The sequence below is a fragment of the Paenibacillus sp. P36 genome (genome assembly GCF_045866505.1).
Classification (GTDB): Bacteria; Bacillota; Bacilli; order Paenibacillales; family NBRC-103111; genus Paenibacillus_E; species Paenibacillus_E chondroitinus.
This window is the reverse complement of the sequence record NZ_AP038372.1, coordinates 1998795-2019965: the sequence shown is the minus strand read 5'-3', so window position 1 is coordinate 2019965 and position 21171 is coordinate 1998795. Positions and strand designations below refer to the sequence as shown.

Here is a 21171-nt window from a genome sequence, read left to right as displayed (position 1 = left end):
CTTTTCATTATCTATGTAAAATAGAATTGAGTACTTCTTGTACTTCTTCAACTTCCCCTGCGGGAACGACAATTTCAAACTGATTTTTGGATAAGGAGATGCCTCTTACTTGTACGAGAAATCCTTCTTCGGTCAGCCTCTGTTTAATCCGCTCTGCAATTTTCGCGGTAGGAGCTATGTATATCACCGTCCACATGAAAAAAAACCTCCTATGAAGTACTGCTACATGGATTAGGGCATTTAGTACGATGATAATAAACATCCTGTAATAAGCATAGGCACACACAATGGAATAATGATATCATAATTTCTCTTTTTCCCGCAACAGAGCACGTTCATGAAAAAAAAGTGAAGTCTGAACTAAACGAGTTAGTCCAGACGTAATTTACTGCTATAATCAGGCGCATGCTCATTCTGATGGGCGATTCTTGCAGACGCAGCAGCCGCTAATCCGCAAATTAAATCATCCAGAAAAACATGCACAGAAGTCTTATCATCGTTGAGAGCCCTAATAATTCCCATTTTTTCTTTGTCCAGGTAGCCAAAGCTGGTTAATCCGATCATTCCGTATACATGCACAATGCCTAGGGCCAGTGTTTCATCAACACCGAACAAGGGTTCATCTGCCTCAAGGATGGATTGCAGAGGTTCGGGCAGCAGCTTTTTCTCGGCCAGCTCATCCAGTGCAATGCCCGTGTACAGCGTGTACTGCACTTCCCGCTTGGCAAGTACAGCCATTACACTGTCGGTACACTCTTGTTCCGTCAGATGAACATTATAGGGCTTCTGCAGCTTGAACACAATTTCGGAAATTTGTTCCACCGTCACACCGCGTTTTTGCAGCAATTGGATCATATGTTGTTCGGTCATAAGTCCCCTCCTACACATGGAATGCCCCTGAAATGCCGGGTTCCTATTCATATGCGGAGGAAGCATGCTTTATTTCACCCTTACGGAATCTTTACCCATGATCGTTTCAATCATCCGGATCAGATCCTTGGAGGGATCGATCAAGTATTGGTCGCTCAGGGCCAAAAGCTTGTTGCTGCTTTCGTAGAAAAGCGCAACCGCGAGCGGCCCTTTGTGCAGCTTCAGCAGCGCCTTCAGCTGCAAGAGCTTATCCGGCTGCTCGCAGTCAGCCGAGATCTTGACGAACACCCGCTGAGGCTTCGCCTCATCAGCGGGTGCCTGGCGGCCCGCATCCGGGGCCGCTTGCTTGACCGCGGCGCCGCTGCGCGCTGCCCCGGAAACGGCAGCCGCGCGAGCAGGCTGGCCGCCGGCTGCGCCAACCGCGCGCCTAGGCGCCGCAGGCTGCCGGCGAAGGCGCTGAACGGCCGCCGGGTCGTCCAGCGCGGCCACCTGATCGGCGAGCAGCTTGGGCGGATCCTCGTCCTGAAGCTGCAGCTTCGCCCGGACGAGGACGAGTCTGCCCTTCTGCACGAGCGGAGCCGCGTGCTTCCAGGTCTCGGGGAAGAGCACCACCTCGACCTTGTCGATGCGATCCTCCAGCTCCATGAACGCCATGGGCTGCCCTTTCTTGGTAATGATCGTCTTGTGCGACAGGATCATCCCGGCTACAAGCACTTCGCTGTTATCCGGCAGGTCAGCGAGCTGATAGACCATGGCCGCGTCCATCTCCTCAAGAGGCTGTGTGTAGGCATCCAGCGGATGCCCCGAGATGTACATGCCCAAAAGCTCCTTCTCCAGTTCCAGCTGCTTGCTCTGCGGCATGACCGGTATGTTCGGATACTCGACTTCCCAATTCGGCTCTTCGACGAAGCCGAACAAGTGAAGCTGCAAGTCATCCCGCTCCTTGCGCCATTTTGTAGCGGAAGCGATCGTTTCGTCGAGAATGGCCATAAGCTGAGCACGGTGACCTCCCAGGGAGTCGAACGCTCCGCCTTGAATCAATGATTCGATGACCCGCTTGTTGCAGACCCGGAGATCCACACGTCTACAGAAATCAAGCAAACTCTCGAAGGAAGACTTCTTACGTTCAAATAAAATGGCATCGATCGCTTGCGTGCCTACATTTTTGATAGCCGCAAGCCCAAAGCGGATCGCTCCTGTTTGAGGATCCGGCGTAAACACCGTTCCGCTCTTATTCACATCCGGCGGAAGAACAGCGATTTTCGTCCGTCTGCACTCATCGACATATTCGGCCACCTTCCTGTGATTACCCATCACAGCAGTTAACATAGAAGCCATGAAATAAATCGGGTAATGTGCTTTGAGATAGGCGGTCTGAAAGGCCAATACCCCATAGGCCGTAGCATGAGCTCTAGGAAAGCCATAGTCGGCGAAACGGACGATCATATCGTAAACATGATTCGCTTCATCCGCACTAAACCCTTGCTGCAAGCTGCCTTTCACGAAATGGGCACGCTCTTCGTCGAGTACTTCCCGCTTCTTTTTGGAAACCGCGCGCCGTAGCAAATCTGCTTCTCCTAAGGAAAAACCCGCCATCGAGGAGGCAATTTGCATAATTTGCTCCTGATACACGATAATGCCGTACGTATCCCGAAGGATCGGCTCTAACGTCGGATGCGGATACACCACTTCCACTTGACCATGTTTCCCGTAAATATACTTGGGAATGAACTCCATCGGGCCCGGACGGTACAAGGCCAGAACGGAGATGATATCCTCAAAAACAGAAGGCTTCAAGTCCTTCAGCACCTTGCGGACACCCGTTGACTCCAATTGGAAAACACCGGTCGTTTCCCCTTTGCTCAGCATGCCGTAAGTGACCGCGTCCGCGTCCATATCCAGCCCATCAAAATCCAGGTGCAAGCCTTCCATCTGGGCAATCCAATCCACGGTTCGTTCAATAATCGACAAAGTCCGCAGACCTAGAAAATCCATTTTCAAAAGTCCAATGGCTTCCAAATGCTCCATCGTATATTGCGTTAGCGCCGTCTGAGTCGTCCCTTCTTGCAGGGGGACATACTGCGTAAGCGGCTCTCTGGAAATGACGACCCCGGCCGCATGCGTCGATGCATGGCGCGGCATGCCTTCTACACGCATAGCCATTTCAAGCAGTTCTGCAGTCTTGGGCTGTCTGGCGACTAGCGACTTGAGATCCGAACTGACCTGCAGCGCCTCCGTCAACGTCATGCCGAGCTGATTCGGAATGGCTTTCGCCGCGCGATCAACATCTCCGTAAGGAACGTTCAACACACGTCCGACATCTCTGACCGCCGCTTTGGCCGCCATCGTTCCGAAGGTAATAATTTGCGCGACATGCTCATGCCCGTATTTGGCAACGACGTAATCAATAACTTCATCCCGACGTTCATCGCTAAAATCGATATCGATATCGGGCATTGTAATCCGCTCTGGATTCAGAAAGCGCTCAAAGAGCAGCTTATATTGAAGCGGATCGACATTGGTGATGCGCAGCACATAAGCGACGAGGCTTCCGGCCGAGGAACCCCGCCCTGGACCTGTCATGATATTTTTCTCATGGGCAAAACGAATGAAATCCCATACGATCAAGAAATAATCGGAGAATCCCATTTTCTCAATAACGCCTAATTCATAAGCCAAGCGCTCTTCCGCTTGTTTCCTCAGCGGCGAATCCAGCTGCTCCCATTCCGGTTTTGCCCCATACCGCTGATTCAAGCCCTTCTCGCACAGCTCTCTTAAATATTCGACTGAAGTTAGCTGTTCAGGAATTGGACGGAAGCTTGGCAGAATCGACTTGCCAAACTCAAGCTCGAGCTCGCAGCGCGAAGCCACAACAGCCGTATTGGTCAGCGCTTCGGGCACATGGACGAATAAACGCCGCATCTCCTCTTCGCTTTTCAAATACATCTGGCTTGTTCCCATTTTGAGCCGATCCGTATCATCCACGGTTTTGCCAGTGCCAATACAGATCAGAATATCCTGCATGACATGATCCGGCTCCGTCACATAGTGGACATCGTTCGTCGCAATCAGCGGAATGCCCGTTTGCTTGCTCAGCTCGATCATGGAAACCATGACTTTTTTCTGCTCAATCATGCCGTGATCCTGGATCTCCAGAAAGAAGTCATCCCCGAAAATACGTTGATATCGCTCTGCTGCCTCTCTAGCTTCATCGTGCCGATTATGCAGCAAATGCTGCGAGATCTCGCTGCCTAGACAGGAACTCAGACAGATAAGCCCTTCAGAATGCTTGGATAGATGTTCCAAATCAATGCGCGGTTTATAATGAAAGCCTTCCAAATGCCCAATCGAGCAAAGCTTCATCAGATTCTGATAACCTTGGTAGTTCTTGGCAAGCAGAATAAGATGATAGATCGGCTGTTCTTGTCTTGTCCCTTTTTCGCGAATGGAGCCTGCTGTAAAATAAACTTCACACCCAATAATGGGCTTAATGCCACGCTGCTTGCACGCTTTGTAGAAGGCAATAGCTCCGTACATCACACCGTGATCCGTCAAAGCCAGAGAGGTCATGCCCAGATTAGCTGCTTGTGTAACAAGCTCCTCCATGCGTGCGGCACCATCCAATAAACTGTATTCACTATGCACGTGCAAGTGTACAAACGAACTCATCAGCATTTCCTCCCTGCTCTCATTTTATTCCTTACATATTATCATATTGTAGACGTGCATTCCCATACATTAAGTATAGAGAGTTTGTCCTCCATAACGGATGGGAAAGGAAGCGGTAAAGTCATGGGAATCTTTTGGGCAAATATTATTTTATATTTCTGCATTGCTTTCGGGGTCGTCTTCGGGGGCAGCATGTTAAGCGGCATTGCAGCTGTGCTGACCCTCCAATCACCGACGGAGAAAATGATGACTGTGGCTGAAAATATTAAAATCTGGGCCATGGTGGCTGCAGTAGGCGGCACGATTGATCCGATACGCTATATAGAAAGTCATGTAGCCGTTGGACATTTGAATCCTGCGATCAAACAAATCATTCTGATTGTCGTCGCCTTCGTGGGAGCGCAAATCGGTACCTCGCTCATCCAAATGATCTGCAAGGGAGGCCACCAGCCTTGAGGGTTCCTCCTTTTGCCCGCTATCAGCGCTTGCTTGCGAACTTTGCACTGATGGTTTCGGGAGCCATCATTGGGAGCGCCGTCTATATGAGCATTCATCAGCATACCTACACGCAGTTATATGTGGAAATGCATAAATATCTGCAAGAAAATCGTGATTTGCGGGCCGATATCGACAGTTTAAACAAGACAAAAAATAAACAATCCTTAATTAATGTCGTCAATGTGCATCTGGTTCCCAAAAATCAGGATGAGCTTATTAGCGAAGATATTCAGAAGGAAATTGAGAGTGATATTAAAAGCGAGCTCAAGCTCGTCATCGGCCAGAAAGCCACTTATGTCAAAGACGCTCAACCGCTTTATGAGAAGTTGATTACTCAAAAAACCTACGTTTTGCATGATAAAAAATATATTGTTGAAGTGAAATCGATCGTGTTAATTCAGACGGAATTGACCGTTTGGATCACCGCCCAAGAAAAGCGAACTTAATTATTTGGAATGATCTGTACGAGATGTGATTGCATTCTCCGCCCAAAATCGCTAAAGTTAACAGTAAACTCGCTTAAAAGGACGGATGAACCACATGTTCGCGATTCAAGTTTCTTTATTTTCTCTCATTTGCCTGCTGCTTGCCCTATCGGTCTTTTTCAGCTTTCGGGCGCGCCGTGAAAAGGAACCCGCCAAACGCGGTCTCTACTCCGCTCGCATGAATATTTGCATGGGCTTGATGCTGGTGATGATTGCCATCACGCAGCTCTTCTTCTTCAGCGAATCCAGCTTCCGCCGGATCTTCGGCACCGTACTGGTCCTGCTCGGCTTGTTTAACTTATTCGCAGGCATTCGCAATCACGGGCACTTCGATCGCTTGCTGCGCTAGATGACTTGAGCGGTCAGCATCGCTTTGGAAACCAAAGCTCCGGCATGATAAATTTCCACATCGATTTTGCCAAATTTACGGCTCACCTCAATAATGGTGGGTCGTATTTCTATTTTAGAATCAATCTGCAGCGGTTTGAGGAAATAGGTGGACATGTTGTCCATGACGAGGTCGCCTTTTTTAAATTCCTGCACAATGCGGTAGGCCGCTTGGGTCATTAATGTTGTAAGAACTCCCTCTGACACGGTGCCCAGATGATTCGTCATCTGAGGGGTTATGACGCCATGGAACTGCAGTGTTCCCTTCTCATCTCTGACCTCTTCCAAACCGGACCAAATCAAATCCTCGAACGTTTCCCCGTTCTGCGGCTGCTTCTGAATATACTGCATCGCTTTGAGCACATCGCTGCGGTTCAGCACGCCCACCATTTTGCGGTTCAAATCCACAACAGGCAGCAGCTCGATGCCCTCCCACACCATCATGTGGGCAGCAGAAGCTACCGATGTTTGCGGTGTGACCGTGAGTGGGCTGCGCGTCATGAGTTTATCGACCGTCTGCAAAGCGTTCGCCCCGACCATATCCTTGGACGTCACAACGCCGATAATGCGATTCCACTCATCGACGACCGGAAAACGGCTATAGCCTGTATCCTCCGACAGTCGCTGCCAGTCTCTCAGCGTGCTGTTCGCCTTAAGCGCATAGAGCGAGGCACCCGACGCCAAGATATCCTCGACAAGCATAATCTTCTTCTTAATTAAACGATCGTAAATCGCTCGATTAATCATAGAGGCGACCGTAAAAGTATCGTAACTGCTTGAAATGATCGGCAGCTCCAGCTTGTCGGCAAGCAGCTTCACTTCTGCGCTGGTATCGAATCCACCTGTAATCAGCACCCCTGCGCCATATTCGAGCGCACAACTATGTGCTTCGTTCCGGTTTCCGACGATAAGCAGGCTGCCGGCTTCGATATATCGCATCATGGCGTCCTGCTCCATCGCGCCAATGACGAATTTGTTCAGCGTTTTGTGCAGTCCTCGCGAGCCTCCAAGCACCTGTCCGTCCACCATGTTCACGACTTCTGCAAAAGTGAGTTTATCGATGTTTTGCCGAAGCTTTTTCTCCACTCGCACGGTTCCGATTCGTTCTTTGGTTGAGACGAGACCTTGATTCTCGGCCTCTTTGATCGCCCGGTAAGCCGTGCCTTCACTTACTTCCATGTTCTTGGCAATTTTGCGAACGGAGATTCGACTGCCGAGCTTCAAGCTTTCTATATGACGTAAAATTTGTTCATGTTTCGTTAACGCATCAACGGATTGAGTATCCAACTGTTACACCCCATTCGCCTGTTCCTGTACTACTCTGTACTACTAGTATAAACGTTCGAAAGAGCAAGAACAATGCGAACAACATCTATAATAAGAAAAATCCAACCCTATTGGATTGGATGCTTCATTTGTATTATACCAAACATATGTTCGTTGTCAAAAGGTAAAGCTTAGCATCGCCCGTTCCGGGCTATTTACGAAATTGCAGCATTTTTCTGCGGCCTTGAACGAGCTGCTCCAGCTGCCATTTTTTCATCCGATTAATGCGCTTAAGCTCTCTCCGCTTCTCTTCATCCACACCCAGAATCTGATGCAAATGAGACGCAATAACGAGCAGCGCCATAGCGATCCAAATGCTGCTAAAAATCATCGGCAGGGAACCAACTTCCCGCAGCTGCAATTGGGGCAGCGAATAAATCAGCATGCCTAGCGCTACGCTCATGTACACGACATTTTTAAAGCCTTTCAACCTGATCACACTCCTTTCGCCTGATGAACTCTCCAAGCCTGTCTTCATAGTCCTCATTCATATGTATGAGACAAGTTCTTGCAATATGAGTTCATCTGCGAAAAGAATCGAAAGTTTAGAGCTTAGCTCAGACCTCTCCGAAGCCTTGCGAGTTAAGGAAAGCTTTCATGTGCTCGCGCGGGCGCTGCGACTTGCCCGCCATCTCCTTGGACCACGTCGTATCGACTTTGCCACCCGAACGAACGTGCATGTAGTCGCGGATCGTCTCGTCATACTGACGAACCGCTTCTTCGTTATCCGTATACCGATTCTCGTGGAATACGGCTTCAAGAGGGAGCCGCGGACGCTGCAGCGGCTCTTGATCCGGCGTGCCGATGCACATGCCGAAGATGGGATATACCAGCTGCGGCAGGCCCAGCAGCTGGGAGACCTCAGCGGGCTTGTTGCGCAGCCCGCCGATGTAGACGACGCCGAGCCCGAGCGACTCGGCCGCAATGGCTGCATTCTGCGCAGCGAGTGCAGCATCGACTGTGGCAATGATGAAGTTCTCCGCATTGCCGGTTATTGGCGTATCCGCATGCCGGTGTGAAGCCTGCGAATAACGCCGCAAGTCCGCGCACCATACGAGGAACACCGGACATTCGCTGACATAACTCTGATTGCCGGCGAACGCGGCAAGTTGGTTTTTTAACTCGCTATCCGATACGTGAATGACGCTATATGCCTGCATGTTACTGGAGGTTGAAGCCGCTTGTGCGGAAACCAGGATGTTTTTTAGCTGCTCGTCGGCGACAGGTTGATCCGTAAACTTGCGAATCGAGCGATGATTTTGCAATAACTGAATGATTTCGTTCATATCGATGCAACCTTTCTCCCAATAGTATACTTTTAGTAACTATAGCACTTAAAAGTGGCTACTTGAATTTAATTATAATACAACCGATACTAGGGTACATAGTTTTGCCATACGTTGCAGCCTAACTTGGCAGAAGATATCTAGATATCTAGATATTTATATTATCGGAGGTGCATCATCATGAAAAAAGATTTATTTTCTCCCTATGAGCTGAAAGGCTTGCAAATTAGAAACCGCATCGTCATGGCGCCGATGTGTCAATATTCAGTAACAGCTAAGGACGGAAAACCTAATGAATGGCACTACGTCCACTATCTTACACGCGCAATTGGTGGAACAGGCCTGCTTATTATGGAAATGACGGATGTGCATCCGGATGGCCGTATCACAGATCATGATTTGGGCATTTGGTCGGACGATCATATCCCTGCATTCGCCAGAATCATTGACGGCGTTCATGCGCATGGTGCAAAAATCGGCATTCAAATTGCTCATGCAGGCCGCAAAGCAGAAGACGCGGAAGTTCCTGTCGCGCCGTCGGCTATCCCGTTCCCGGGTGATGCCTACAAAATGCCGCGAGCGTTAACGACAGATGAAGTACGGGACATCGTGAAGCTGTTCGGCGACGCGGCCCGTCGCGCGGTGCAAGCAGGGGTAGATACCATCGAGCTGCATGGCGCTCACGGTTATTTGATCCATCAATTCCAGTCGCCGCTAACGAATAAAAGAGACGACATCTATGGGCAAAATCTGGCCCAATTCGGTGTGGAAGTCATTCAAGCGGTGAAAAAAGAAATGCCTGCCGACATGCCGCTTATTTTCCGTATTTCTGCCGTTGAGTACGCGGACGGCGGCTATGATATCGATCACGCCATCGAGCTCTCCAAAGCGTATCAAGCCGCAGGCGTCGATGCGTTTCATGTGAGCTCAGGCGGGGAAGGCCTTGCCGGGCAGCGGAAACCGGGCAACTCCCCCGGTTATCAAGTGCCTTTCGCGCGTCAGATTCGCGAAGCGCTGCAAGTGCCGGTCATCGCCGTCGGCCTGCTGGCGGATCCGGAACAGGCGCAGTCGGTCATCGCTAACGAGGACGCGGATCTTGTCGCCATCGCGCGCGGCTTGCTGCGCGATCCGTATTGGGCAACGCATGCTGCCGTGCAGCTAGGGCATGAGCAGCCCTATATCCCGCGGCAGTATCAGCGCGGGTACTGAGTTCTTGGTCGGCGCCGCTGGTATGTTGTACTTTGTACAACGTAATGCTTGAGTTTCGGCGCCTTCGCTCCTCTCCGTTGTACTTATTACAACGGAGAGAGCGTCAAGGAGCTCATTTGGGCTGTTTTAGCTGAAGTTGTTGTACTTTGTACAACGTACCGCCTGGATTTGGGCGCCTTCGCTCTTCTCCGTTGTACTTATTACAACGGAGAGAGCGTCAAGGAGCTGATTTTGGCCGTTTTAGCTGCAATGGTTGTACTTTCTACAACGTACCGCCTGGATTTGGGCTCCTTCGCTCTTCTCCGTTGTACTTATTACAACGGAGAGGGCGTCAAGGAAGCTGACTTAGGCCGTTTAAGCTGCAATGGTTGTACTTTCTACAACGTACCGCCTGGATTTGGGCTCCTTCACTCCTCTCCGTTGTACTTATTACAACGGAGAGAGCGTCAAGGAGCTGATTTAGGCCGCTTCAGCTGCAATGGTTGTACTTTCTACAACGTACAGCCTGGATTTCGGCGCCTTCGCTCCTCTCCGTTGTAATTATTACAACGGAAAGAGCGTCAAGGAGCTGATTTGGGCCGTTTTAGCTGCAATGGTTGTACTTAGTACAACATATTGCTTGGATTTGGGCTCCTTCGCTCTTCTCCGTTGTACTTATTACAACGGAGAGAGCGTCAAGGAGCTCATTTGGGCTGTTTTAGCTGAAATGGTTGCATTTTGTACAACGTACCGCCTGGATTTGGGCGCCTTCGCTCTTCTCCTTTGTACTTATTACAGCCAGGCTGAGCGGCCAACAAAACGGAACTACAGGCCACTATTTCGGTAAACAGTGGGGTCATGGCAGCTCCAGGGGAACTACAAGGCCTTATTTCTTCACATTTGGCTGGTTTTCAGCCAAATATGAAGAAATAAGAGCCCCCAGTTCCCCTCCGCGCGCAAAAGGGCGCATTTCGATGAAATAGCGCCCTGAAGTTCCCCTTCGCTGAATGCACGCTTCGAATTCAGCGCTTCTGAAGATTACGCGCCCTATCGGCAGAATCATCCCCAAACACCAAAAAAGACAGTGCAGGAAACACCACCTGCACTGTCTTTTTCATCAAATCAGCTTCCTTACCTTCCGATACAGCAGCGTTAGTAACCAAGGAATCGCTACAATTAGCACCAGCACGATCGCATTGTACATATGAAAGAGCACAATAGAGCCCGGCGTTTGCACTTTATATTTCCACAGAGAAAGTAGCGCTGGATGCATCAGGTACACGCCGAAAGATACAGAGCCTAGTGAGACAAAGAAGCGGCCGACTGGCGCGGCTTTTTGCAAAAGCCATTTGCCTGCCCAGATGAAGCTGATGCCGATTCCGATGCTATACAGGAGCCAAAGCACCTCGAACCAAGTATTCTCAAACGTATATCCTTTTAGGCCTAGCAAATAAAGTCCCGTATAGACAAGGCCGCTGAGGATCGAAGCCGGAATGACCCAGCCTTTGCTTCGTTCCAGCCATGCGCGAAATGCCCCGTAGTTCATGCCGATTGCGCCTCCGATAAGGAAGTACGCAAAGTAGGTGATGCACAGCTCCGGCTTGTGGTCGATGGTCCCGAACCAATGGTTGTATATGTACACGCCGGCTTGAATAGCCAGCCCCCAAAGCGCCAGCGTTTTGCGGAACCAGGCCGCATTCCTTACAGCCCAAACCAGCAGCGGAAACAACAAATAAAATTGCACAATAATGATCATAAAATACAAATGATAGCCGGAATCCGCCCATTTTAGCTGCTCCAGGAACACACGTGGTTCCAGCTTGAATGGATGCCCTGGCGTCCATAGCCACGGATTATAAATATAGTAGAAAAACGACCATACAATATAGGGAACAAGGACTTGCCTAACCCGCTTCCAGTAAAAGACACCGGCCTGCTTGGCGCTCCAATTATCCGTATAAATGTAGAAAAGCACAATTCCGCTTAAAAAGATAAACACGGGAACTGCAAAGTAACTCATTTTGTTCAAAAATAAGACGAGCAACTGCGAACTGCTGCCCTTCAAAGTCGGATCTACTGTCCAGTCTGCCGTAACGTGGATCGTGACGACAGCCAGGATAGCTATCGCTCTGACGATATCCAGCTCCGTAATTTTTTGTTTGGCCATATCGGTTTAAGGTCCTCTTTTCGTATTCAACAATCCCTTTTACTATAGACAGTTTCGACACATTTCGCAACTTTTTAGATGACTTTCTTTTCTACGCAAAAAGCCCCTATTTCATTGAAATAGAAGCCTTCTAAGCGCTAAACGGAATACGTCTCCTTCGCCCTGGCCGCTTGTTTGCGGGGACGTACAACAGCACGTAAAACAGTTAAACCAATCAAGAGGAGCGCAGTAGTCACATACATCGTTTTGATCAAAATGTTCGAGCTATCCGTCCCTATAAATAACCCATGAATCAGGGCTAACGCAAAAATAGGATACGATAGCAAATGGAAAGCGAACCAAAGCTTCTTCTTCAGCTTCTGACGGATATCGGTCGTGAAAATTAACAACAGCAAGCCATACAGTGCTATCGAGCCGGTACCACTCAATACCGCAGAATGCTTGGCCGCGAATGGAACAAGGATCTCTTTCCAATCATACGGCATGAACGTATCGATGACCAAAAGCACGGTATGCAGTAAAGCCAAACAAGTACCCAAATGATTCGCATATGTATGCGATCGAAGCAACCGCGCCTTCGTTTGACCCTTCCACTGAGGAAAGCTATACGCAATGCCCAGCGCCATCCCCACGAATAGACTGAGATAAGATAAGATGCCAAATACGCGAATCAACATCCAAATGGGTAAATCTAGCAGGATTTGAATCAATTTTACTCCCTCCTAACCTTTTCAAACATATACAAAGTCTGCTTCAAGCCCTAACCATTGATCCTTGAATCTATTCGCCGACGGCTTCACATGATGGAGAGTTCCATCCTCTGTAAAAATAAGAGCTTCCAACCGCTGCGCATGGCGTCTAAAAAGAGGTAGTCCATCTTCCAGCCCACGAATGCACATGACCTTAGCCCAAATTTCGCACTCAACCAAATGCTCCCCTACGACAGAACACTGAATCACGGATGAGCGGCTAGGCTTCATCGTACTAGGATCAATGAGATGATGCATACTGCCTCCGCTGTTCCGCCAACTTCTTTTTTGTGTGCTCGAGGTAGCAACTGCCCCATCTGCTAGCAAGAGGAGAAGTTCATCCAACCGATGTATACGACTGCTATTCGGTCTATCAATAGCAATTACCCATGGCTCCGTGTCTGAAGCGCCTCCCCATACTTCAACATCACCGCCGGCATTCACGAGACCTCTTTGCATTTGCCGCTCGATGCGAAGTAAATCCGATACCCCCTGAACGGTCCAGCTTTTTACAATGCCGCCTAAATCCATTTGCTGATTAGCAGGAAATCGTACGGATGACATCGTCGTGTCCAGATCTATCTGTAACCGATCCTTTGGGAATGGCAGCAGCGGATGTTTGCATATTTCTGCGAATTCATCGTCATTTGCTATCGTTTCGAAACTACGTTGGTAACCAGCATGCTCTAGCGCAGGAAGAATGAAAATATTAAACACGCCCTCCGTCACTGCAAAATAATGCTGGCACAGCTCAAGTACATTCGCCATTTCATCCGATATCATACAACGGCTTCCTGAGTTCCTATTAAGCAGGGAACATTCGCTTGATGGCAAAAACCTGCTAAACCGCCGTTCTGCCTTGGCAAAATAAGACTGAATCAACGGCTCAAATTCAGACATCTCACGGCTTGCAGCCAGTATCACCTGAATTTGCGTGTTCATCGAACGAAAGCTTGATTCCTGGAGCATAACGCCCATCTCCTTGTTTTATGAAGCTTGACTTCTAGTATGTGCTTTCAACTGTGGCTGTGAAGATTCGGCGCTTCCTGTGGAACCTGAAGAGCTCGATGAGCCTGAGGAGCCTGTTGATCCGGTGGACCCTGTCCCCGCTGCCATCCGGTCATGGTTTCTCCCCCGACGGACCGGCGTATTTTCCGCCACCCGATTGTTGGAGGTTTCCTTTTGAGCCGTTACCGTTGCAGTTTGATCCTTGGATAAGGCAGCTGCGGAGACTGCCGATAGAAACTGCGGACTTTCTTTCACTTCTTGAAATAAATAGAAGAGGAGAACGCCCACGACCATCCCAATCTGCCATTTTGTCCACTTGGACTTTTTCATTCCTATCTCTCCTCCTAACGAATGGCCTGATCTTAGCTTCATTATATTTGTTAGCTGGTTCACTTGCCTGAGCATAGCCTTAACAAAGACTGAAACTTAACTGAATCAATAACGCATTCCATTCGACTCTGGTATACACAAAGAAAGGCTATTCAGGTAAGTAGATCAACTACTTCTTCCTAAATAGCCTTACATTTATCTTTTATTTGAGTATCTTCTATTTGAGCATCTTTCTTCTACTGCAGCATTGCTTGCAACGGCTCGGCAATAATACGCTGCACATCCTCAAGCACAACCGATAGTCGGCGTTCCGCATCAAACAACTGTTTAATCCCTGGATTCAGAGCAAGTACGTCATACAGCTTCTGCAGCTGCTCCATCTCCTCTTCAGGCGGCATCTCGCCTACAGCCATTTTCTGTTGAAGTTCATTTTGACGCGAGCGAAAATCTTCCAGTAAGTTTTTGCTAGACGCATCCTGGTTAATCTTCGAGCGAATCTCCAGCATATCCTTGTATTCGCTGCTTTCCTTAATCGCTTTTGCCAGCTCATAAGCTCTATCGTGTACGTTCATTTCCATGACCTCCTAATTTAACCCAAACGCGGTTGGGCTCTTCCTCCAAACAGTTTCGACGACATACCAAGCACCAAGGTATATATGTCCTCATATGATGGAGTAGTTTACTTTGCTTAAACAGCAATGCCATTTTTGATGCTGGAAGGAGTGTTCGCTATTGACCAGGACGAAAGTCGGAATATCCATTCAAGGCACCAGCATCTATTTGGATGATCGGACCGTTGTTCTAAGTGAAGCCATTGCAAGAAAATGGAAAGTTCCGTCCAATCAATCGATGACTCTGCGCTTCGGCTCTGCCAAACAGGATGTCAAGGTCGTCACCGCCGCTACATCGAACAGTTTACGGTTCAATCCTGTCCTCGCTACCAAGATCGGTATTCATCAAGGGGCGCAGCTCAATATCCATTATAGGCAAAATGTGGGCACTTTGTCGATTGGACCTTTAATTGGCGTGATGATCAGCCGCGTTTATTCAAGTTCACACGACCGCCCATTTGGTGCGATTACCGCTTTTTGTAAAGAAATGACCGACGCATGTGAACGTTATGGGGCTGTTGTCTGCTTCTTCCCGCCTGGTGAAATGCAAGCGAATGCCAGTTCCATTTCCGCGTATGCGTATGCCAATGGTTCCTGGAGCAAAAAAACGTTTCCGATCCCCAATGTGATCTACAACCGGCTTACTTCGCGTAAATACGAGAACTTGCCGAATGTTCAACAATTTTTGAAAGATGCCAAGAGCCGTTATGGAACCGAGGTCTTCAACGAGAAATATTTGAACAAAACGGAAGTGTTCGAAGCTTTGCGCAAAGATAGTTCCCTTCATGGGTATTTACCGGAATCCTACCTCTTCAAAAATTATCAAATGCTAAAATCGATGGCCTCCCGCCATCCCGTTCTATTCCTCAAACCAATTACCGGCAGCTTGGGAAAAGGGATTATCCGCATTCGCCGAGAGCCCGGTGACGTCTATACGTGTCATTATACGAATCTAACCGGCGTTCGCAAACAAACGTTTCCTTCCCTTTCTGCTGTCTTTCAAGCAATATCCGGCAAACTCAAGACCCAGCGCTATCAGCTGCAGCAAGGACTTGATCTCATCACAACAGACGGCAGATCGATTGATTTCCGTTCGCTTGTCCAGCGTGGTGCCAAAGGTGAGTGGGCTATCACCTCCATTGTCGGCCGCATTGCCGGATCTCAGCATTTCGTCTCCAACCTTGCACGAGGCGGAAGTCTGACCAATGTAGTGGGCGCACTTGCCAAAACGCCGTTTTCTTCTGCCACTCGTGTCTCTGTAACGGCTCGTTTGCGCAAGGCCTCTATCGACATTGCCAAAGGGATTGAAGCCCAAATCCCAAGTCATTTTGGAGAGCTGGGGATTGACCTTGCTGTAGATAAAATGGGGAAGGTCTGGTTGCTTGAGGTAAACTCCAAACCTTCTAAGGATGATAATACGCCATTAAATACGGAGAAGAAAATAAGACCTTCCGTGAAACAACTCGTGCAATACGCCAAATTCTTAGCAAAGATTTGAGGTGGAACTATGCGGTTAAGCACCAAACGTCCCTTGCTCGGGATTATGGTCACAGAATTGAAACGGGAACTGCCTTTTGCCAGCTCAGGCTTTTATAAGCATCTGACTTATTATGGCGCCCGTGAAGGTCTGGACGTCGTCGTGTTCTCACCGAATCGCATCGATTGGAAAGGGCATACGGTACAGGGTTACACCTACTTGACGGAAACGAAGGAATGGGTGACCAAACTCGTTCCGCTGCCCTCACTGATTTATGATCGATGTTTCTTTAGCAATAAACGCAGCTATGAACAGTATCAGTACCATGTGAGAAAGCTGCGCGAATCACCGCTTATACGCTTCCTAGGCTATGGACTGGGAGGAAAATGGGAAGTTGATCAAATTTTGCAGAAAGACGGCATAATCAGCCGTTACTTGCCAGAAACGAACTTGCTCACAAGCGGCACCACTCTTAGAAATTGGCTTCAAACAAGAGAAGATGTGTTTCTTAAACCACAGGGCGGCAGTCAAGGAAAAGGTGCCCTGCATCTTCACAAAGTAAACACAATGAACGGAAAAAGCACCTACCATATACAAGGTCGCAATGCTCAAAACGGGCTCGTCGATCATGAGTTTCATGATTTCTATTCCTGCTGGCAATGGCTGCGCAGCTGTATCGGCACCAGGCCGTATCTGATGCAAGAATATCTGCACCTGCATTCTTCAGAAGGAATGGCTTACGATATTCGCTCTCTCGTCCAAAAGAACGGTTCCGGCATATGGGAAAGTACCGGCATGGCGGTTCGTGTCGGCAAACCTGGCAGTGTGACTTCCAATCTGCATGGCGGAGGAAGTGCTGAAGAGGTTTCCGCCTTTCTAACCAGGGAATTCGGCGATACCAAGGCTAGTGAGCTCATAGCCACACTAACCATGCTCTCGAATCGAATCCCACCGCTTCTGGAAACCCATCACGGACGATTGGCTGAGCTCGGTATCGATCTTGGGATCGATACGTGGGGGCGCGTCTGGATTCTCGAAGTGAATTCCAAGCCAGGCAGAACGATTTTCGCGCGCATGCGCAACGAGAAAGCACGGTTGAAATCCATAGCTAACCCTATTTATTATGCTGGATATTTGCTGCACAAAAAGCTGAGTTAAGCTTGGAACAAGTTTAGGAGGGTAACCTAATGAGTTTGACAACGTGTATGCTCCACGCCGTACAACGAACAGATAGATCGGTCTACTTAACAAGTGAAGTCGTCAAAGCTTTACGGTTAACCGGTACCAAATCGATTACTGTAAAGGTCGGCAGCAAAACAGCCACCCTACCGATCCGCCTGATTAAAAAAAGTGGCCAGCATATGTACATTCCGCTTTCTTTGATGGCTTCTCTGCGAGTTCCTCGCTCGGGGAGCGTAATGGTCGCGAGCGCGAATAATAAAGAACTGCGCATCGGACCGCTCATCGGCGTTTTAACGAATATTGCAGGCGGTTCATCTCCCTTTGGTACAAAAACCGGGTTCATCCGTCAGGTTCTAAATACAGGTTCGAACAAATCTTTTATTTTCGCTTTCAGCCCAAAAGGGGTCAATTGGGTACAGGAAACCGTTACGGGGATCATTCCCAAAGAAGGCGGAGGCTGGATTCGTAAAACGTTCCCGCTGCCGGACGTCGTCTATAACCGCCTATCCAGCCGTATAGCAGAGAAGTCGGCCGGGATGGAGGGTTTTAAGGACCGTTTTGTACGCAGAGGCATCCCGCTGTTTAACTGGAGCTTTTTTGACAAATGGGATGTGTACAAAATGTTAGCTGGCGACGATGCTTACAAATTCGTTCCAGAGTCCAAGATTAATCCATCTGCGGATCAAATTAAAGAAATGCTCGACAAGCATAAATTCATTTATTTGAAACCAACAGCGGGCAGTTTGGGCATTGGTATTTTCAGGGTGACCTATAACCCGAAACGCGGTTATTTTGTTCGCTACCGCAAAGGCGGCAAAAACGTGCTCATCCGTTATGGAAAATTCGAAGGGCTTATGCAAATGCTCGGGACTGGACGGGGTCGCCTATCCAATTACGTGGCACAGCAAGGCATCCGCCTGATAGAAATTGACAACTGCCCTATTGATTTCCGTTTCCACATGACGAAAAACGGCAGCAATAACTGGGTTGTCGCCGCCATCGGGGCCAAAAAATCCGGCAAAGGCAGCGTAACCACCCATATCCGCAACGGCGGTCAATTAATGACGCCAGAGCAGGTGCTTCGTCAAATCTACGGCAGCCGTGCAGAGTCCGTGCTTAGCAATGCCAAAGAAACGGCGATCAAGCTCGCTGAAGGCATCGAGAATAATTATAACCATTTGCTCGGAGAGCTCGGATTTGATATTGGTATCGATCAAAATGAGAAAATTTGGATGTTTGAGGCCAATGCCAAACCAGGCAGATCGATCTTCAAACACCCTTCATTGAAAGAAGGAGACCTCGCTACTTTACAAAACATTTACGAGCACTGCCTATATTTAAGCCGATTTCGTGCTAGGAGGGAAAACTAATGGCTTTCTTCCTGCACAACAAAGAGCAGAATCCGAGGCTGGCCATTCTCACCGTTAAGGACAGCAATCGCGTATTTCGAGGGAATTTGCACAATTTCCTTGATCTCATTCAGACCGGTGAGCGGCTTGGGGTTGATGTTTACGTCGTGACCACCAAGGATTTCAACCTATCAGGCAATGAAATTCACGGTTATCGCTACAATAACCAAACCAAAAAATGGAGCAGGGAACTCGTTCCCGCTCCTCAAGTTGTCTACAATCGCATTCCTTATCGCAAAATGGAAATGAAGCCCGAAGTTCAACAAACGATTCAAGCTTGCAATCGCAGCTCCAGCGTACATTTATTCAATTCTTCCTTCTTTAACAAATGGACCTTATTCAGTTGGCTTAATGGAGCCAAAGATAGCAAGCCCTATATGCCCGATACCAAACAATTAAGTTCAGCTGACGACCTGACTTCCCTTTTGCGCAAACACGCCGTATTGTATTTGAAACCGGTGAAAGGCAAAGCGGGAAAAGGCATTATGCGGATTGACCGAATAACAACGAAAGGCAGTCAAACGCAATACCGGCTAAGTCGTCAGGTAGATAAGCAAATGACTTACAGTGTGCATCACTCCACTTCCGAACTTTGGAACGAATGGAATCGGCACCGCGGCTCCAACGAATACATTGTTCAGCAAGGCATTGCTTTAGCAAGGTACAAACAGCGGGCTTATGATTTGCGCGCTCTCATCCAGAAAACGTCCAAAGGGGAATGGAGCGTGTCAGGCGTCGGCGCACGTGTAGCGGGGAAAGCGAGCATCACCACGCACGTTCCACGAGGCGGTTCGATCGATGATCCGTTCAAGCTGCTTTCACAGGGTTTTGGACCAAAAGAAGCAAAAAGCATACTAAAACGAGTTGAAACAGCTGCCGTCACACTCGCGACGCAGATTGAAAAATCATCCGGCAATCAACTTGGCGAAATGTCGATGGATATCGGCGTCGATGTTGGAGGCCATATCTGGTTCTTCGAAGCGAACTCCAAGCCAATGAAATTCGACGAACCGAAAATCCGCAAAAAATCACTTGAACGTATTATTCGTTATAGCCTTTATTTAATTAATAATGGAAGAAGAAGGTGATTATGCTTGTCTTCACAACGACTGGGCGTACTCGCTATCTATTTAAGCAAAACTCGGCTCGAAGAACTCTCTTACTTTCAAAAGCTCAGTAAAGAAGGTAAAAAGATGGGGGTTCAAGTCGAAGTTTTTTCACCGACCGATGTCGAAGCTGACAACTCGGTGCGCTCATTAACTTATGACGCTTCCTTACGCAAATGGGTTCGCCGCCGCACATCGATGCCGCCTGTCATTTATGACCGTTGCCGCTACAAAGCAGCTGCGAACTATCAAATGCTCAAAGCATTTCGCAATCGGCATGCAAAGCTGATCTTTCTGAGCAGACCACTGGCCAATAAATGGTCAATGCATCAAATTTTATCTGAAAATGAAGGCATACGCCCTTTCCTGCCGGTTACCGTGCGATACAGTACCGTGCAAGAGCTGCTGAAGTTTACAAAGAAGCATTCGCTTGTCTATGTCAAACCGAAAAACGGTACAGGTGGAAGAGGCATCCTGCGTATTGAGCAGCTGGGTCCCGACCTGTTTTTATTGCAAGGAAGAAATCAGCAAAGAACCATCATCGCCCCTTACCGCGCGAGCGAAAAACAGCTGTCAATTAAGCTGCATACGCTAAAGCTGAGTCCGGACTATGTGGTTCAACAAGGCATACAGCTTACGCTGAAGGATGGACGCGTGCATGATTACCGTTTGCTGATTCAGAAAAACGGCCACGGAGAATGGGAAGTAACGGGCTGTGCGGGCCGCATCGGTCCTCACCGCAGCATCACCTCGAACCTGCACGGAGGCGGAAGCGCGGTTTCGCAAGATAAGCTGCTAGCATACCGTTTCGCTTCACCTGAGAAAACGGAAAGCATTAAGAAAGAAATGAACAATTTCGCCTATAAGCTGGCAGATTTTCTAGAAACGAAATTCGGCAAGCTGTGTGAGTTAGGCATGGATATTGCCGTAGATCCGAAAGGAAATGTTTGGCTGCTGGAAGTCAATCCCAAGCCTTCCCGAGAAGTATTCCGTAAAATCGGCGAAATCGCCACCTATCAGAAGGCGGTTTCACGCCCTCTCGAGTATGCCGTCTGGATGTTAAGGCAAAACACTCGAAGAATAGAATCGCCTGCCGGCGATGCATCCAATGAAAGTGATTAAGCGCGCAATCGGAAGCAGCAGCACTAAGCTGTAAGGAGCTTCCGATTTACATATTGCCCCATCGAAAGAAGTTTCGAAAAATCATGGACGCAAAGCTCCTACGCCCACCGCCAGATCCTCCGTCATAGGCAGGTAATCCCCTTCCTTGGCAGCCCCCGTACCTGTACATGCCTCATCGCATAGGAATTTCGCTCAGGCTTGCTGAGAGGAACTGGAGTCCACGAAATACCGTACTAGTTCCCAGATAGTGTGCCCACACGCAAAAAAAAGGCTCCAAGCCCGTCACCACCCGAGCTTGAAG

Annotated in this window: 20 protein-coding genes; 9 read left to right on the top strand and 11 right to left on the bottom strand. The window is 48.7% G+C overall.

Features of this window, described 5'->3' with window-relative positions:
- Positions 1-7 precede the first annotated feature (7 nt).
- The 3 genes from ACKTT9_RS09250 to ACKTT9_RS09240 all read right to left on the bottom strand — a co-directional run bounded on the left by ACKTT9_RS09250 (position 8) and on the right by ACKTT9_RS09240 (position 4539).
- Positions 8-196, bottom strand: coding sequence for a hypothetical protein (locus ACKTT9_RS09250; RefSeq protein ID WP_057307280.1), 189 nt, complete (start codon positions 194-196; stop codon positions 8-10).
- 173 nt (positions 197-369) lie between these two features.
- Entirely contained in the window at positions 370-870 is a 501-nt protein-coding gene (locus ACKTT9_RS09245; RefSeq protein ID WP_157322951.1) for a phosphatidylglycerophosphatase A, read from the bottom strand.
- A 69-nt stretch (positions 871-939) separates the two neighbouring features.
- On the bottom strand, positions 940-4539 hold the full coding sequence (locus ACKTT9_RS09240; protein ID WP_407871314.1) for a DNA polymerase III subunit alpha: 3600 nt from the start codon (positions 4537-4539) through the stop codon (positions 940-942).
- Positions 4540-4662: 123 nt separating this feature from the next.
- Here ACKTT9_RS09240 and ACKTT9_RS09235 point away from each other — a divergent pair, with 123 nt between their 5' ends.
- From ACKTT9_RS09235 to ACKTT9_RS09225, 3 genes are all read left to right on the top strand, one after another.
- Positions 4663-4995 (top strand): YtrH family sporulation protein, encoded by a 333-nt coding sequence (locus ACKTT9_RS09235; RefSeq protein WP_127458086.1) that lies wholly within the window; start codon positions 4663-4665, stop codon positions 4993-4995.
- The gene (locus ACKTT9_RS09230; protein WP_157322955.1) at positions 4992-5483 is read left to right on the top strand and encodes a hypothetical protein; all 492 of its coding nucleotides are present in this window, start codon (positions 4992-4994) and stop codon (positions 5481-5483) included. The genes ACKTT9_RS09235 and ACKTT9_RS09230 overlap by 4 nt, the downstream gene beginning before the upstream one ends.
- 94 nt (positions 5484-5577) lie before the next feature.
- On the top strand, positions 5578-5871 hold the full coding sequence (locus tag ACKTT9_RS09225; protein WP_127458088.1) for a YtpI family protein: 294 nt from the start codon (positions 5578-5580) through the stop codon (positions 5869-5871).
- Here the strand turns inward: ACKTT9_RS09225 and ACKTT9_RS09220 are convergent.
- From ACKTT9_RS09220 to nfsA, 3 genes are all read right to left on the bottom strand, one after another.
- Positions 5868-7196 (bottom strand): DRTGG domain-containing protein, encoded by a 1329-nt coding sequence (locus tag ACKTT9_RS09220; RefSeq protein ID WP_127458089.1) that lies wholly within the window; start codon positions 7194-7196, stop codon positions 5868-5870. The two genes, ACKTT9_RS09225 and ACKTT9_RS09220, sit on opposite strands and share 4 nt — an antisense overlap.
- A gap of 190 nt (positions 7197-7386) precedes the next feature.
- A complete protein-coding gene (locus ACKTT9_RS09215; RefSeq protein ID WP_307719955.1) occupies positions 7387-7674 on the bottom strand; it encodes a hypothetical protein in 288 nt (95 codons plus the stop codon).
- 118 nt (positions 7675-7792) lie between these two features.
- Complete coding sequence (nfsA, locus tag ACKTT9_RS09210) at positions 7793-8521, bottom strand: oxygen-insensitive NADPH nitroreductase (protein WP_407871313.1); 729 nt, start codon at positions 8519-8521, stop codon at positions 7793-7795.
- A 180-nt stretch (positions 8522-8701) separates the two neighbouring features.
- On the opposite strand from nfsA, the gene ACKTT9_RS09205 reads away from it, so the two are divergent.
- Positions 8702-9730: an NADH:flavin oxidoreductase/NADH oxidase gene (locus ACKTT9_RS09205; RefSeq protein WP_407871312.1), complete on the top strand. Its 1029-nt coding sequence runs from the start codon at positions 8702-8704 to the stop codon at positions 9728-9730.
- A gap of 1096 nt (positions 9731-10826) precedes the next feature.
- Here the strand turns inward: ACKTT9_RS09205 and ACKTT9_RS09200 are convergent.
- The 5 genes from ACKTT9_RS09200 to ACKTT9_RS09180 form a co-directional block, all read right to left on the bottom strand.
- Positions 10827-11876: an acyltransferase gene (locus ACKTT9_RS09200; protein WP_407871311.1), complete on the bottom strand. Its 1050-nt coding sequence runs from the start codon at positions 11874-11876 to the stop codon at positions 10827-10829.
- Positions 11877-12013: 137 nt separating this feature from the next.
- Complete coding sequence (locus ACKTT9_RS09195) at positions 12014-12586, bottom strand: ferric reductase-like transmembrane domain-containing protein (protein ID WP_407871310.1); 573 nt, start codon at positions 12584-12586, stop codon at positions 12014-12016.
- 21 nt (positions 12587-12607) lie between these two features.
- Positions 12608-13594, bottom strand: a complete 987-nt coding sequence (locus tag ACKTT9_RS09190) for an FAD:protein FMN transferase (protein ID WP_407871309.1) — start codon at positions 13592-13594, stop codon at positions 12608-12610.
- 18 nt (positions 13595-13612) lie between these two features.
- On the bottom strand, positions 13613-13963 hold the full coding sequence (locus ACKTT9_RS09185) for a hypothetical protein (protein ID WP_407871308.1): 351 nt from the start codon (positions 13961-13963) through the stop codon (positions 13613-13615).
- 236 nt (positions 13964-14199) lie between these two features.
- Positions 14200-14535, bottom strand: a complete 336-nt coding sequence (locus tag ACKTT9_RS09180; protein ID WP_127458097.1) for a YlbF family regulator — start codon at positions 14533-14535, stop codon at positions 14200-14202.
- Between the two features lie 160 nt (positions 14536-14695).
- On the opposite strand from ACKTT9_RS09180, the gene ACKTT9_RS09175 reads away from it, so the two are divergent.
- The 5 genes from ACKTT9_RS09175 to ACKTT9_RS09155 are packed head-to-tail and all read left to right on the top strand — an operon-like array spanning position 14696 to position 20870.
- A complete protein-coding gene (locus tag ACKTT9_RS09175) occupies positions 14696-16072 on the top strand; it encodes a YheC/YheD family protein (protein WP_157322981.1) in 1377 nt (458 codons plus the stop codon).
- A gap of 9 nt (positions 16073-16081) precedes the next feature.
- Positions 16082-17209, top strand: coding sequence for a YheC/YheD family protein (locus ACKTT9_RS09170; protein ID WP_407871307.1), 1128 nt, complete (start codon positions 16082-16084; stop codon positions 17207-17209).
- Positions 17210-17238: 29 nt separating this feature from the next.
- A complete protein-coding gene (locus tag ACKTT9_RS09165; protein WP_407871306.1) occupies positions 17239-18603 on the top strand; it encodes a YheC/YheD family protein in 1365 nt (454 codons plus the stop codon).
- Complete coding sequence (locus ACKTT9_RS09160) at positions 18603-19730, top strand: YheC/YheD family protein (protein WP_157322986.1); 1128 nt, start codon at positions 18603-18605, stop codon at positions 19728-19730. Before ACKTT9_RS09165 ends, ACKTT9_RS09160 begins: the two co-directional genes overlap by 1 nt.
- A 6-nt stretch (positions 19731-19736) precedes the next feature.
- Positions 19737-20870 (top strand): YheC/YheD family protein, encoded by a 1134-nt coding sequence (locus tag ACKTT9_RS09155; protein WP_407871305.1) that lies wholly within the window; start codon positions 19737-19739, stop codon positions 20868-20870.
- Positions 20871-21171 lie beyond the last annotated feature (301 nt).